Source organism: Mycobacterium sp. ABE4_509 (assembly GCF_056160785.1).
The window spans coordinates 1-13,229 of the sequence record NZ_JBSWXU010000035.1; the positions used below are offsets into that span (position 1 = coordinate 1).

Sequence of the window (13,229 nt, forward strand, 5' to 3'; positions counted from 1 at the left end):
GGGGGGGGGGGGGGGGGGGGGGGGGGGGGGGGGGGGGGGGGGGGGGGGGGGGGGGGGGGGGGGGGGGGGGGGGGGGGGGGGGGGGGGGGGGGAGAGGGGGGGGGGGGGGGGGGGGGGGGGGGAGGGGGTGGCTCAGCACTGGGCGACGTGGCAGGAGGTCGCCGCCGAGCACGGCCACGTCGCCGACCGGTCGAAGTGGCGGCTCGTCGGCCCGATGCACCTGGCCGACACCCGCGAACAGGCCGAACGCGACGTCGAGTACGGCATCGCCGAGTTCTCCCGCTATTTCAGCCACATCCTGCCCGCCGGACCGGTACAGGGCGACACCCCCGCCGAGATCATCGCCAACAACCGGGCTTCCGGCTTCGCGGTGATCGGCACACCCGACGACGCGGTGGCCAAGATCGAGGAGCTCATCGACGCCAGCGACGGCGGTTTCGGCGCCTTCCTGCTGTTCGACCACGACTGGGCGCCACCGGCGGCCAAACTGCACAGCTACGAACTGTTCGCCCAGTACGTGATTCCCCGGTTCACCGGCCAGCTCGCCGGCCCGGAAGCGTCCTGCGACTGGGTCACCGCCAGCGGCACGGAGTTCGTCGACCGCGCGGCGCACGCGATCGGCAAGGCGATCGAAGACCACGCCACCGAGCAGGAATCGAAGAAAGCCCCGCGGTGACCGGACCCGGCCCATCGCGACCGACACCGACATCGCGCTACACCCGCAGTGGTGACGCGCGCCTGCACTATCTGGACTCCGGCGGCGACGACCGCGGCGCCCCGATCGTCTTCGTCCCCGGGATGACCGACGTCGCCGGCGACTACACCGCGGTGCTGGAGTCCTTCGGCCGCCGGACCGTGGTGGCCGAACTGCGCGGGCACGGTCTCAGCAGCGCGCCCGCCGCCGGGTACGACTTCGACGCCCTGTGCGGCGACGTCGGCGCCGTGGTGGACGCGGCGACCGGCGGACCGGTGCACATCGTGTCGTTCTCCCGGGGTACCAGCTATGCGTTGGGGTGGGCGCTGCGGCACCCCGAACGGGTGCGCTCGATAGCGACCGGCGACTACCCGCCGGAGGAGAAGACGTTGACCGACGCCCAGGCCCGCGCCCTGCTCGACGGACGCTGGCGCGGGTCCCCCGTTCGCGACCGGCTCGACCCCCGCGCCGCGATGCTGACATTCCATGCGGCACAGGACCGTTCGATGTGGGAGTCACTGGCACGGTTGGGGCGACCGCTGCTGGCGATCCGGAGCGGCGGCAGCGCGATCGTCGGCGACGAGCTCTGGGCGCGGTACCGCGCCCTGATGCCCGCGGCCGAGTTGGTCGAGTTCGCCGACTCACCGCACGACATCTTCCGGCCGGACCGCAACCGCTACCCCAGCCTGGTCCGCGCGCACGCCGACCGCGCCGACACCGACGGATGAGCCCGCGGGCCGCCCCCGCCGCCTAGACTCCGCGCTCGACCGGCATCCGTCCACTGTCGACGGCGGCCACCAGTGCCGCGTGGTCGGCCTCGGTCTGGTCGGCGTAGCGGCGGGCGAAGACGCTCAACGCGTCGGCCACCCGGTCGGAACGCCCCAGATAGCCGGCGATCATCGAGGCGCCACTGGTCCGGGCATGCCCTTTGGCCAGCAGCTGACCCACCACGCCGGTGTAGTCGATGAGCGCCTTGGAATCGATCGCGTCCAAAGGGATGGTGCCCTTCATGTTGCGGAACTGCCGGACGTAGAACTGCACCCCGTCCATGGTCGTCCACCCCAACAGCGGGTCACTGACCGTCTGCAGCGCCTGCTGGTATTCGACGACCCGCTGCCCCTGGTGGGCATGCCAGGCCGACTCGCCGTGCACGTAACGCGCCAGCACCGAGCGGCGGGCCTGCTTGAGCTGGAGGAACACCACGTCGTCGGGTGAGGACCCCTCCAGCAGCGCCACATACGCGCGCAACCCCACGCTGCCCACCCCGACCACCTTCTGCGCCACATCGAGCAACGTGTAGCCGCCCAGCACGCGCCGCCAGTGCGTGGACAGCGTTGTCAGGTAGTCGTCGAGTGCCTCGGCCAACGCGTCGGCTTCCAGCGCCGGCAGCCTGGTGATCAGCGGGGGCTCCTCGACGATCCTGCGCTCGCCGTCGACCTCCTGGGTGAAGCGGGGCAGCGCGCGGTCGCTGGTGCGGTTGCGCGCCCGCTTGGCCGATCGCTGGACCTCGTCGGCCAGGGGCCCGGCGGCCTCGCCGGCCAACCGGTCGACGTCGAGGCGGGTGAACGACCGCGAGAACAGCGGTTCGTCGGCCAGCCGGCGCAGCTCCAGCCGGTAGGCCGACACACACGAATGCACCGCTGCGGCGCAGTCATCCTCGGCGGCGCCGTTGTGGCGCCCGGCCACCCAGATGCTGGCCACCAGCCGGCGCAGATCCCACTCCCAGGCGCCCGGGTGCGCCTCGTCGAAATCGTTCAGATCGATCACCAGATCGCGCTCCGGCGAGGCGTAGAAGCCGAAGTTGCCGAGATGGGAATCCCCGCAGACCACCGGTGTGATGCCGGTCGACGGGAGTTTGGCCACGTCGTCGGCCATCACCACCGCAGTGCCCCGCAGAAAGCCGTACGGGGAGGCCACCATGCGGCCCACCCGGACCGGGATCAGCGAGGCCAGCCTGCCGCGATGGTTTTCTTCGATGAGCCGGATCGGATCCGGCCGGTCCGGCGGCGCCGTCCAGTCGGCGAGCGTCCGCCGCGGCATCCGCTTGCGCAGGCTCTTGCCCAGGGCATACCGCTCGGCGCGGGTCACCGGCCTGCGCAGCAGCGACCGGTAGTCGCCGCCGTCGGCCTCGGCGAGCACGGTGTGCCGGGCCGGGTCGGGTTCCACTGGATTGCCGCTCATCGGATGGGACTACCCGGTTCCGGTGACGATCCGGGGTCGTAGCCGTTCCGGGGTGATGGCGGTATCCGCGGCGAGGTCACCGGTCAGCGCGGCGGCGTAGTCGGCCAGTCCGGTGGCGTCGATGCCGTACGGCGCTGCGGCTTCGCACGCCAGAGCGGCCGACGCCCGGCCAAGCACGGTGATCGCCCCGGTGGTGTTGCCACGCTGGACATGGGTGATGCCGACGGCGAGTTGGGCCAGCGCCTGCCACAGCGGCCTTTCGATGTCCGGGCCGGCCTTCCACGCGGACTCGAGGACCTCGTGGGCATGGAAGGCCAAACCCTGGTCGAGGAGCTCCTGCGCATAGCTCAGGGCTTCGGCGGGCGGTAGTTCGAGGTCTTCGGGGATGCGCGGGACACCGACACTGCCGTGCGGAAGTGGCCGGCCGAGGGCATCGCGGGGCCGGTCGTTTCGGGGCCGGCCGGATTCGTCCCGATCACGTGCAGCCACCTGCCCATCCTGGCATCGGCGCCGACCGCGCCGCACCCGGTTGCGATCGGCCGACGGCCGCGGCGGCGCTTGACCGGGAATCGATACTCCTCAGTGTGGGAAGACGCACCGGCCGTGCGGCCCTGACAGCAGCGTTCGCGTTCACCGTGATGGCGGATCCGGTGTCGTCGGTCGCCTACGCGATCGAGGCGGCACTTCGGGGCCTGCACGGCAATCTGGGCAGCCTGCTTCCGGCGATGGCGGCGGTCATCGCGATCATCGGGGTGATCTCCGCGACCTACCACTATCTGATCGGCAGGTTCCCGGGCGGAGGCGGCGGCCCCGAAGGCGTCGCCCACGCCTTCGGTGAAGGGTGGGCCTTCATCCCGTTGGGCGCGCTGCTGATCGACTTCACGCTCACCGTGGCGGTCAGCTGCGCCGCCGGGGCATCTGCGCTGATCGCATACCTACCCGAACTGGAGTCGTTGCGTACGCCGATCGGACTCGGTCTCGTCGTCCTGGTCGCCGGCACTGTCCTGCTCGGCCAGGTCGGGCGGGTCGTGTTCGCCACCGCGACCGTCGCGTTCATTCTGTTGTCGGCCTGCGTGATCGCCTTGGGCGCCGTCGGTTCTCCCCTTCCCGCGCCCACCACGAATCACGTGCCGGTGGGCGAGACACCGCTGCTGGCCGGTGCGGGGCTGGGGCCGGCGCTGCTCGCCATTCCGCTCGGGATGGCGCTGGCGACAGGCGTCGAAGCCCCGTCGAACGCGATCGCCCAACTGCCCCAACTCGACGACCGGGGCCGGCGGAGGCTGGGGCGTCTGACGCTGTGGTCGATGGTCGGGATCGTCGGAACGTTGACGATCGCCTTCACGGTGCTGACGGTGCACCTGGGCACCGGCCTGCCGCCGGCGGACTCCACCCTGATCGCCGAGGTCGCCCGGCAGGCGACAGGAGGCGGACCGCTGTTCGTCGCATTCCAGGCCAGCAGCGCCCTGCTGCTCCTGTCGGCCGCGGCCTCCTCCTACTTGGCCGGATCGGGGGTCCTCAAAGCACTGGCGACCATCGGCAAGGACGGCCAGGGGCTGGTACCAGGTCGCTTCGGGCGGATCAACCGATTTCTGATACCGGAATGGGGCGTCGGACTGGTGCTGTTCGCCGCGGCGATCCTGGTCGCGGCCAGCGGACGAGAGCAGCGTCTGGTCGGGTTCTATGCGGTGGCGGTCTTCGCGAGTTTCCTGGCCGCCACGATCGCCTGCGCGCGGCTGTCCTACCGCGACGGCCGGCGGCTGACCATGGTGCTCAACATGCTCGGGGCGGTGCTGGTCGCGGTGATCCTCGTCATCAACGCGACCCGCCTGGACGGCATGATCGCCCTGCTCGCCTCCGCCGCGGCGGCAGCGTATCTGTGGCGGATCTGGGTCCGGCGCGGCCGTCCGCGCGGCGTCGCCACGGCAGGCACGGGGTAACGACCGGCACCGCGCTTGCGCTGGTCAGCCCCTACAAGGCCGCCGCAAGGAGGTATCCCTCACCCTCGTTCCCTGGACGCCGAGGCATCGCGCTGGTCGGCGCAGCGGTGCCGCTGACGGTGAGGTGCGCAGCGTTCCGGGCAGCGGATGAGCGCAGATGGCCTTGCCGCTGATCGTATCCATGGGAGAATGCGACAACAGAACAGGCGTTTCGTCGATGCGGGAAGGGGCCTTGATGTCTGAAGGTCTGCGTTTCGCAGCTGGTGTTTGTCTGATCTCCACCACGCTGATCATCGGCAGCGCCGGCGGCGGGATCGCCATGGCCGATACCGGTTCTTCCGGGTCGGCCGATCGGGACCGCAGTGCCAGCACGACGGGAGCAGGCTCCGACACCGGAAACCGGCCGGTCGGCAGCGGTGCGGGCACATCGCGAAACGCGGGTGACGACGTCGTCGCCGACGGTCGTCGTTCCCTCGGTCAACCGAACCAGAGCCGATCCGCGCTGACCGAGTCCTCGGCAACGATCGAGTCCGCCACCCGAACGCTGCGACAAGCAGTCACCGAGATCACCGGTATCGGTGGTGATGACGCGGACACCAGCGCGTCCGATGAGACGGATCTCCTCGCTGAGATCGAGACCGAACCCATCGCTGCCGACGAGACCGAAACCGTCGCCACGACCGAGACCGAACCGGCCACGCCGACCGAGACCGAGCCCGTCGCCACGACCGAGACCGAACCGGTGGCCGAGACCGAACCGGTGGCCGAGACCGAGCCCGCCGCTGCTACCGAGAGTGTGCGGGGATCGGCTACGGTTCGGCCGGAACCGGACAGCGCGGCCGGACCCGCCCCCATTCCGGTGCCGACGGCTGGCGCAGTGGACCCCGTTCCCATTCCGGTCGCGATGGTCAGTGCGGCCGAACCCGTATTCACTGCGACGCTGTCGCTGGCGCAGCTGCTGCTGTCGGTTCCCAGTACGGTTCTGACGCTTCCCGGCTCCGCGACACCGATCACCGACGTGATCACGCTGATCGAGGAGATGCTCACCTCGGTCGGCGGAGTGGCCGTCTCGCTTGTGGAGTTGCCGAACAACCTGTCCTCGTTGCTCGGCGTCCAGGTGACGAACTCAACCCCGATGAACCCGGCGATGGACCCGGCGCTGACTCGCGAAACGATCCCCGTGCCCGCGCCCGCGGTATCGCCATCGGTGCTCGCGCACGAGTCCCAGATCCTGGGCCTGCCGATGCCGGATCAAGACGTCAGCCCGGTCGCGCTCGACTCATTCGCGACCGCGCCCACGGCTCGCGGCAGCGCACTGATTTCCGAGGCGACACCGGCGGCGCAGGAGGCGACGGCCGCGTCCGGTGCGCTGCCCTTCAGCAAGGGCATCCTGGGGGCGCTTCTGGTGCCCCTTTCGCTGATGGCGCTGGCCGCTGTGGTGGTGCCCGCGGTCTGCGGGCTGCTGGTCATCCATGGAGCCGGGATACGAATCGGATACCGGCAGGCCAAGGCGGGACTTGCGCTGCGCGCAGCGGGAATCGCACGCTTCGCCGGCCCTGGGCCGCTGGGTGTCGTCCGTTCGGGAACACTGGTCGCGCCCCATCGTCCGCGTGCAACCAGAATCGTCCGCCCGGAGTTGTCGCCGGCAGGACGCGCTCTGGACGAGTTCGTCGCCTAACCACCACACCGAGGTTCGTCAGGCCAGGACAGCCGAAAAGGCCCAGGTCTGGACTATCGTCCTGACCTGGGCCTTCCGTTGGTGGAGCTGCCGGGAATCGAACCCGGGTCCTACGGCATTCCCTCAAGGCTTCTCCGTGCGCAGTCCGCTATGCCTCTACTCGGATCTCCTGATCACGCGGACAAGTCAGGATGACGATCCCAGTCGCTGTTTGGTGTCCCGGTGAGTCCCGCGACCGGACTCATCGGTTGATCCCTCTAGATGACGCCAGGATCCGGGTCGAGGGATTACCCGGTCTGACGGACCAGCTGTCGCTTAGGCAGCGAGAGCGTAGTCGCGCTGATTGGAATCGGCGCTTAATTGGTTGCAACGACGCTTAACGGTGGTCTCTTGCCTGCACCGGCACGCTTCCCTTGATTCGATGCGCGAAGTCGAAACCGTTCAGCCCCTCGCACACCCGCCGACCTTCGGCAGGACACTCAATACTACCGGCCATTTCAACATCGCCAACCGAATAAGTGTTCCCAGCGCGGCGCCGGCGGCCGGTCAGATCACGTACGCGAGCTTCTCGACGATTCGCCGGCCCACCGTCTCGTCACCGCCGTAGCCGATCTCAGCGGCATGCTGCGCGGCGGGCGTGCGTCCCCCGGCCAGCCGGGTGAACAGCAGGCCGTCGACGCTGATCGTCGCGGTCGGGGCTGCACCGCCGAAATCCTCGACGACCTGGCCACGACCTTCGACGGCGACGTTGATGGTGCGTGCCAACGGTCCGGTCAGCTCGATCGTCACCCGCGACCCGTCCGGGGCCCCGGCCCGCTTGCCGACGACGAACCCCATGCTCGCCGACATCTCGTCGAGCGCCAGCTGCGCGCTGGGCGTGGCCAGATCGGCTGCGGCGGTCGGGGCGTGCACCGCCTCCCGGATGTCCTGCTCATGCATCCAGCAGTCGAAGATCCGCACCCGCATGAACCGCCCGTAGCTGTCCGGCCCGGCAGGGGTGAACGTCACCTCGTTCCAGTCCGCCTCGCTCATGTCGGTCAGCACCGCCCGGCGCTGCGCCATCATCGCCGCGAACTCGTCGCGCATCTGGGTGGGGCTGTGCGCCCGCATCGCGCGGACCCACTGCTCGTTCATGGCCCCGATCTCGTTGCGGACGTGGTCGAGGGTGGCCAGATCGACGTCGACGTCCGGGGCCGGCAGACCCTGCAGGAACGACTCGGTGCCGATCATGTGCGAGACCACGTCCTGCACGGTCCAGCCGGGCAGTGCGGTGGCCGCCTGCCACTGGCTGTCGGGCAGGTCGCCGAGCAGCGCCTCCAGGTCGTCCCAGACGGCGAAGAGGCCTGCGAGGATCTCCGATTTGGGCAGGAGGGTGACGGGGCGCGATGGGCTGCTCACGGACCCCGAACTTAGTCCTGCTCCCCCGCGGCCGTCGGCGAATTGGCTCCGATGGCGTCGGCGCTGCGCCGCCATCGCCGGACGACCTCGGCGATCGGCCCCGGCCACCCGAACAGATTGCCCTGGGCCAACTCACAGCCTGCGGCGAAAACGACCGAGGCCTGCTCGGGCGACTCGATTCCCTCGGCGACGACCGCGATGCCGAGGTCCCGGCACAACCCGACGGCCGACCGGTACAGCGCCAGATCACGCTCGGGGTCGGCGAGCACGGCGAGGCCCCGGTCCAGCTTGACGGTGTCCACCGGCAGGCTGTGCAGATTGGTCAGCGAGTTGTATCCCGCACCGAAGTCGTCCAGGGCAACCCGCACGCCGTCGGCCTGCAACCGCCTGATCTGGGAGGCCGCATCGGGGAGGTCCACGATCGGCACCGTCTCGGTGATCTCGACCACCAGCTGCTCGGGAGCCACGCCGTGGCGTTCCAGCGTGCGCCACAGCTGCTGTTCGAACTCGTCGTTACCCAGCCGCGCCGCACCGATGTTGACGTGGATGGCGGCATCCAGACCCGCGTCCCGAACCTCCCTGCAGGCGATATCGAGCACCAGCGCATCCAGGGTGGCCCCCAGACCGGCGGCCTCGGCCACCGCAACGAACGTCTCCGGCGGAACCTGGACACCGTTGGGCGCAATCCAGCGGGCCAGCGCCTCGATGGCGACGGGCACTCGGTCGGGCAGCCGCACCACCGTCTGATAGACCAGGCTGAAGCCGTCGGGGACACCGCCGTCGGCCTGGCGCAGCAGGCTCGGGAAGTCCGCGTGCACGCCGGCGGCGGGCTGGTAGAGGATCGCGGTGTTCTTGCCGAGCCGCTTGCCGGCGTACATCGAGATGTCGGCCTGGCGCAACAGATCATCGGAGGTGAGCGATCCGGCGTCGTCCCCCGGCCGGACCATCCCCATGCTGGCCCGCACCCGCAGCGACGAGCCGTGCACGGCAAACGGCTCACGCAAGGCAACCCGCAACCGCTCGGCGACCACATCCGGCGCCTCGGCCACGCCGCGGACCAGGATGGCGAATTCGTCACCGCCGATTCGCGCCAGTGTGTCACCGTCGGCCACGCAGCGCGCCAACCGCTCACCGACCGTACACAGCAGGGCGTCTCCGGCGGCGTGCCCGAACCGGTCGTTGACCTCCTTGAAGTCGTCGATGTCGACGAAGATCAGCACGAACCGCCCGGTCCTCCTCGCCTCCTCGAGCCGATGCGAGAAATACAGCCTGTTCGGCAGCCCGGTCAGCGAGTCGTGCAGCACCTGATGGCCCAGCGACTGCTGCGCCTCGACCAGCCGGCGGGTCAGAATCCGCTGCGCCCCCAGCGCGACCACCTGCCGGGCCGCCACGATCACCACCATCAACAGGATCACCGCGACCTCCACCACCCGCAGCAGATGCCCGGCCAGCAGGTGGTAGGCCAGCTGCACGGTGGCCCCGAGGAACCCGGTGTAGGGCAGGATCAGCTGCGCCCAGTCCATCGGGCGCAGCCGGGTGCCGACGGGCGCCTCGGGTATCTCGCGCATCGCGTAGCCGACCAGCAGCGGTCCCAGCATCAGTCCGATCCCGGCCCAGCTCTCGGCGGCGGCGACCCCGACCACGTCGAAGTAGGCGATGATCCGGTCGGACGCCATGATCAGAATGAAACCGCAGACCAGCAGCAGGCAGTTGGCCCGCAGCGGCCAGTTCGGCGGGTAGACCATCGCGATCAGCGCGGCGCTCACCACCACGGCCAGCTCCATGACCGCGAAGGCCGTCTCGATTCCGGGGTCGCCTGAGCGCGGCAGGGACGCGCTCGAGGTGGTGCCGAAGTGGCCGGTGACGACGAGAACGGCGAACGCCGTGGTGGCCACCAGACCGTCCAGGCCGGTGACGAGCACCGTGGACTTCTCCGGGGCCTCCCAGAGGTGGGAGATCCCGCCGAAACCGTGGGAGACGGCCAGGATCGCGGCGAGCGCCAGCACGAGGAACGCGAAGTAGGCGACGACCCCGGCCGGCGGCGCCGCCGGCTGGCCTCCCACCCACCAGAACAGTTCGCCCAGACACAAGCCGGCGAGCGCGGCCACGGCGAGCATCCGCCAGCGCCGGGCCAGGCCACTGACCCGCCGCGCCACGGTCAGGCCGTAGATCACCGCGCCCGCCGCGGTGGCGAACTGCAGCACCGCGACAACCCGAAGCGCCGTTGCGTCGGGGCCGAACGCGACAGCGTTGACCACCCCCGCCGCCGTCACCGCGGCGAACAGAGCGGCCCGCACCCGGTAGCCCGTGACCGACACCCGCATCGCCACCCCCTTCCGGTCGTGAGCGCGTTGCCTTCCGGTAGCTAACCAGCAGTGATCAGTGCGACAGCGGTCAACGCGAGGATCATCCCGATTCCCTGCCACCGGGTGACCCGCTCTCGCAGTACCAGGATCGCCAGCAGCACCGTCGCGGCGGGGTACAGCGCGATCAGCACCCCAGCCAGGGACAGCAGCGACGCCTGCAGCGCCAGCAGGGAGGACACCGTGGCCACGGTGTCCAGTGCTCCGGCCAGCAGCGCGAGCCGCAGCGGCACGCCCCTGACCAGCACCAGGTTCGCTGTCAGCAGCGCCGCGACGACGACGATCCCGATGGCCGCCAGCCGGCCGAGCACCAGCGGCCACAGCTTGGCCTCGACGGGGATCTGGTCGAGGATCACGAAGTTCATGCCGAACGCGACCCCCGCGCCGACGGTCAGCCACGCCACCTTGAGGGTGAACCGGTGCGGCCGGGTGTCCTCGTCGCTGACCTCGCGGCTGACCAGCACCACCGCGATCAGGGCCAGCACCACCCCGATACCGGCCAGCGCGCTGGGCCGCTCCCCCAACGCCAGGCCCACGCCGACCGGGACGCCGGCGACCAGGACCGCCGTCAGCGGCGAGACCACCGAGATGGGTCCGGAACCCAGCGCCGCGTAGAACCACCACACCCCGAACGCCTGACCGATCCCGGATGCCAGCCCCCACAGCACCGCCGGCGTGCTCAGCTGTCCGCCCAGTGGAGCGGCCGCGGCCACCAGCAGCACCAGCGCCACCGGATACGACACCACCACCACCCGCAGCGCGGCGACCCGCCGCGAGGCGATACCGCCGACGAAGTCGCTGATGCCGTAGCCCATCGCCGCGACCAGCGCGGTGAGGACGCCGATCAGCTCATGCCCTTGGCCCGGCGGCCCATCTCACGGGTGATCTCCCGGTCGGCGTCGCGGCGCGCGATGTCCTGGCGCTTGTCGTGCGCCTGCTTGCCGCGAGCCAGCGCCAGTTCCACTTTGACCTTGCCCCCGGTGAAGTACAGCGACAGCGGCACCAGCGTGAGGTTGCCGTCGCGGGTCTTGCCGACCAGGGTGTCGATCTCGCGCCGGTGCAGCAGCAGTTTGCGGTTGCGCCGCGGCGCGTGGTTGGTCCAGGTGCCGTGGTGGTATTCGGGGATGTGCAGGTTGCGCAGCCAGATCTCGCCGTCGTCGACCGTGGCGAACGCGTCGGCCAGCGATGCCTGCCCCTCCCGCAGGCTCTTGACCTCGGTACCCATCAGCGCCACGCCGGCCTCGTAGGTCTCCAGGATCGCGTAGTTGTGCCGCGCCCTGCGGTTGGTGGCCACCACCTGGTTGTTGCTGTCCTTGACGGACTTCTTCCCGCTGTTCTTGGCCACGGCTACCTTCGCACGTAGAGCCGCAGCGTGACGTATGCCGTGACGCCCGACATCGCCAGGCCCAGGAACAACATCCACGGCGCGCTGTAGTACAGCACGTCGGCGTAGTCGATCTTGGCGATCAGGTTGGCCTGATAGAACTGGTCGAGCGCGTTCTCCAGGAACAGCGCCCGCACCGCGATCAGCCCGACGATCGCGATGATCACACCGATCAACGCCGCCACCATCGCCTCCACCAGGAACGGCAACTGCGTGTACCAGCGGGTCGCGCCGACCAGACGCATGATGCCGATCTCGGTTCTTCGGGTGTAGGCCGCGACTTGAACCATGTTGGCGATCAACAACACCGCACCGATCGCCTGCACGAGCGCCACCGCGAAGGCCGCGCTGCTGATGCCGTCGAGCACCGCGAAGAGCCGATCGATCAGCTCCTTCTGGTTGAGCACGTTGAGCACACCGGGTTGACCGACCATGGCCTCGTCGAACGCTTCGTGCTGTTCGGGGTTCTCCAGCTTGACCACGAACGACGCCGGGAAGGCGTCGCGGCCGGCCACATCTTCGTATTGCGGGAACTTCGCGATGGCGTCGTCGTAGGCGTCCTCCTGATTCAGGAAGCGGACCGAACGCACGTCGTCGCGGGCCTCGATCTGCTCTCGCAGCGCCTTGCACGGATCGGCGTCGCAGGTCGGATCGTTGGCCGACACGTCGTTGGTCAGGAAGACCTGGCTCTCCACCCTGTCGAGGTAGATGGCACGCGACTGGTCTGCCAGGCGTATCACCAGCAGTCCCCCACCGAACAGGCCGATGGAGATCGCGGTGGTGAGGATCATCGCGACCGTCATGGTCACGTTGCGGCGAAGCCCGGTGACGACCTCGTTGACGAGAAAGCCGAAGCGCACTTAACGATCCATTCCGTAGACGCCGCGCTGTTCGTCGCGAATCAGCCGGCCCAGTTCGAGTTCGACGACACGTTGCCGCATCGAGTCGACGATGTGGTGGTCATGGGTGGCCATCACCACCGTGGTTCCGGTGCGGTTGATCCGCTCCAGCAGATCCATGATGTCCTTGCTGGTCTCCGGGTCCAGATTGCCGGTCGGCTCGTCGGCCAGCAGCACCAGCGGCCGGTTGACGAACGCCCGGGCGATCGCCACGCGCTGCTGCTCACCGCCGGACAGCTCGGCGGGCATCCGGTTGGCCTTGCCGGACAGCCCGACCATCTCGAGAACGTCGGGAACCACCCGGTTGATGGTGTCGGCGCGCTTGCCGATCACCTCGAGGGCGAAGGCGACGTTTTCGAACACCGACTTCTGCTGCAGCAACCGGAAGTCCTGGAAGACCACCCCGATCACCTGCCGCAGTCCGGGGATGTGACGGCCGGACAGCTTGTTCACATGGAACTTCGAGACCCGGATGTCACCGGAGGACGGTTGCTCCTCGGCCAGCAGCAACCGCATGAACGTCGACTTGCCCGAACCGGACGGACCGATCAGGAAGACGAACTCACCCTTGTCGATCTTGACCGAGACGTTGTCCAGCGCCGGACGGCCGGACGACTTGTACTGCTTGGACACACGGTCGAGGGTGATCATCACGGCACGCCAGTGTAGCCGGGTACCGCCCGACCTCCGCGCAG

The 13,229-nt window shown here is 69.5% G+C and carries 11 protein-coding genes, 1 other RNA gene and 1 pseudogene; 4 read left to right on the top strand and 9 right to left on the bottom strand.

The window, feature by feature from the left end; genetic code table 11:
* Window positions 1-124: 124 nt before the first annotated feature.
* Both ACXAID_RS10300 and ACXAID_RS10305 read left to right on the top strand, forming a co-directional pair.
* Window positions 125-676: pseudogene (locus tag ACXAID_RS10300) on the top strand (LLM class flavin-dependent oxidoreductase); the annotation flags it as partial.
* Complete coding sequence (locus ACXAID_RS10305; RefSeq protein WP_475022108.1) at window positions 673-1,422, top strand: alpha/beta fold hydrolase; 750 nt, start codon at window positions 673-675, stop codon at window positions 1,420-1,422. The pseudogene ACXAID_RS10300 and the gene ACXAID_RS10305, both read left to right, overlap by 4 nt.
* A gap of 22 nt (window positions 1,423-1,444) precedes the next feature.
* Here ACXAID_RS10305 and ACXAID_RS10310 read toward each other — a convergent pair whose 3' ends face one another.
* Together ACXAID_RS10310 and ACXAID_RS10315 are read right to left on the bottom strand one after the other, a co-directional pair.
* A complete protein-coding gene (locus ACXAID_RS10310) occupies window positions 1,445-2,875 on the bottom strand; it encodes a DUF2252 domain-containing protein (RefSeq protein ID WP_475022109.1) in 1,431 nt (476 codons plus the stop codon).
* A gap of 9 nt (window positions 2,876-2,884) precedes the next feature.
* Window positions 2,885-3,364, bottom strand: coding sequence for a DUF309 domain-containing protein (locus ACXAID_RS10315; RefSeq protein WP_475022110.1), 480 nt, complete (start codon window positions 3,362-3,364; stop codon window positions 2,885-2,887).
* A gap of 95 nt (window positions 3,365-3,459) precedes the next feature.
* Between ACXAID_RS10315 and ACXAID_RS10320 the strand changes: the two genes are divergently transcribed.
* Together ACXAID_RS10320 and ACXAID_RS10325 are read left to right on the top strand one after the other, a co-directional pair.
* A complete protein-coding gene (locus ACXAID_RS10320; protein WP_475022111.1) occupies window positions 3,460-4,812 on the top strand; it encodes an APC family permease in 1,353 nt (450 codons plus the stop codon).
* A 235-nt stretch (window positions 4,813-5,047) separates the two neighbouring features.
* Complete coding sequence (locus ACXAID_RS10325; protein WP_475022112.1) at window positions 5,048-6,490, top strand: hypothetical protein; 1,443 nt, start codon at window positions 5,048-5,050, stop codon at window positions 6,488-6,490.
* 79 nt (window positions 6,491-6,569) lie between these two features.
* Here ACXAID_RS10325 and ssrA read toward each other — a convergent pair.
* The 7 genes from ssrA to ftsE all read right to left on the bottom strand — a co-directional run bounded on the left by ssrA (window position 6,570) and on the right by ftsE (window position 13,185).
* Window positions 6,570-6,939, bottom strand: a transfer-messenger RNA (tmRNA) gene (gene ssrA / locus ACXAID_RS10330).
* A 97-nt stretch (window positions 6,940-7,036) separates the two neighbouring features.
* Complete coding sequence (locus ACXAID_RS10335; protein WP_475022113.1) at window positions 7,037-7,888, bottom strand: maleylpyruvate isomerase family mycothiol-dependent enzyme; 852 nt, start codon at window positions 7,886-7,888, stop codon at window positions 7,037-7,039.
* A gap of 11 nt (window positions 7,889-7,899) precedes the next feature.
* Window positions 7,900-10,212, bottom strand: a complete 2,313-nt coding sequence (locus ACXAID_RS10340) for a putative bifunctional diguanylate cyclase/phosphodiesterase (protein WP_475022114.1) — start codon at window positions 10,210-10,212, stop codon at window positions 7,900-7,902.
* A 41-nt stretch (window positions 10,213-10,253) separates the two neighbouring features.
* Window positions 10,254-11,099: an EamA family transporter gene (locus tag ACXAID_RS10345; RefSeq protein WP_475022146.1), complete on the bottom strand. Its 846-nt coding sequence runs from the start codon at window positions 11,097-11,099 to the stop codon at window positions 10,254-10,256.
* Complete coding sequence (smpB, locus tag ACXAID_RS10350) at window positions 11,096-11,596, bottom strand: SsrA-binding protein SmpB (protein WP_475022115.1); 501 nt, start codon at window positions 11,594-11,596, stop codon at window positions 11,096-11,098. The genes ACXAID_RS10345 and smpB overlap by 4 nt, the downstream gene beginning before the upstream one ends.
* A 2-nt stretch (window positions 11,597-11,598) precedes the next feature.
* The gene (gene ftsX, locus ACXAID_RS10355) at window positions 11,599-12,495 is read right to left on the bottom strand and encodes a permease-like cell division protein FtsX (protein WP_475022116.1); all 897 of its coding nucleotides are present in this window, start codon (window positions 12,493-12,495) and stop codon (window positions 11,599-11,601) included.
* Window positions 12,496-13,185, bottom strand: coding sequence for a cell division ATP-binding protein FtsE (gene ftsE, locus ACXAID_RS10360; protein ID WP_475022147.1), 690 nt, complete (start codon window positions 13,183-13,185; stop codon window positions 12,496-12,498). It abuts the gene before it with no gap.
* Window positions 13,186-13,229 lie beyond the last annotated feature (44 nt).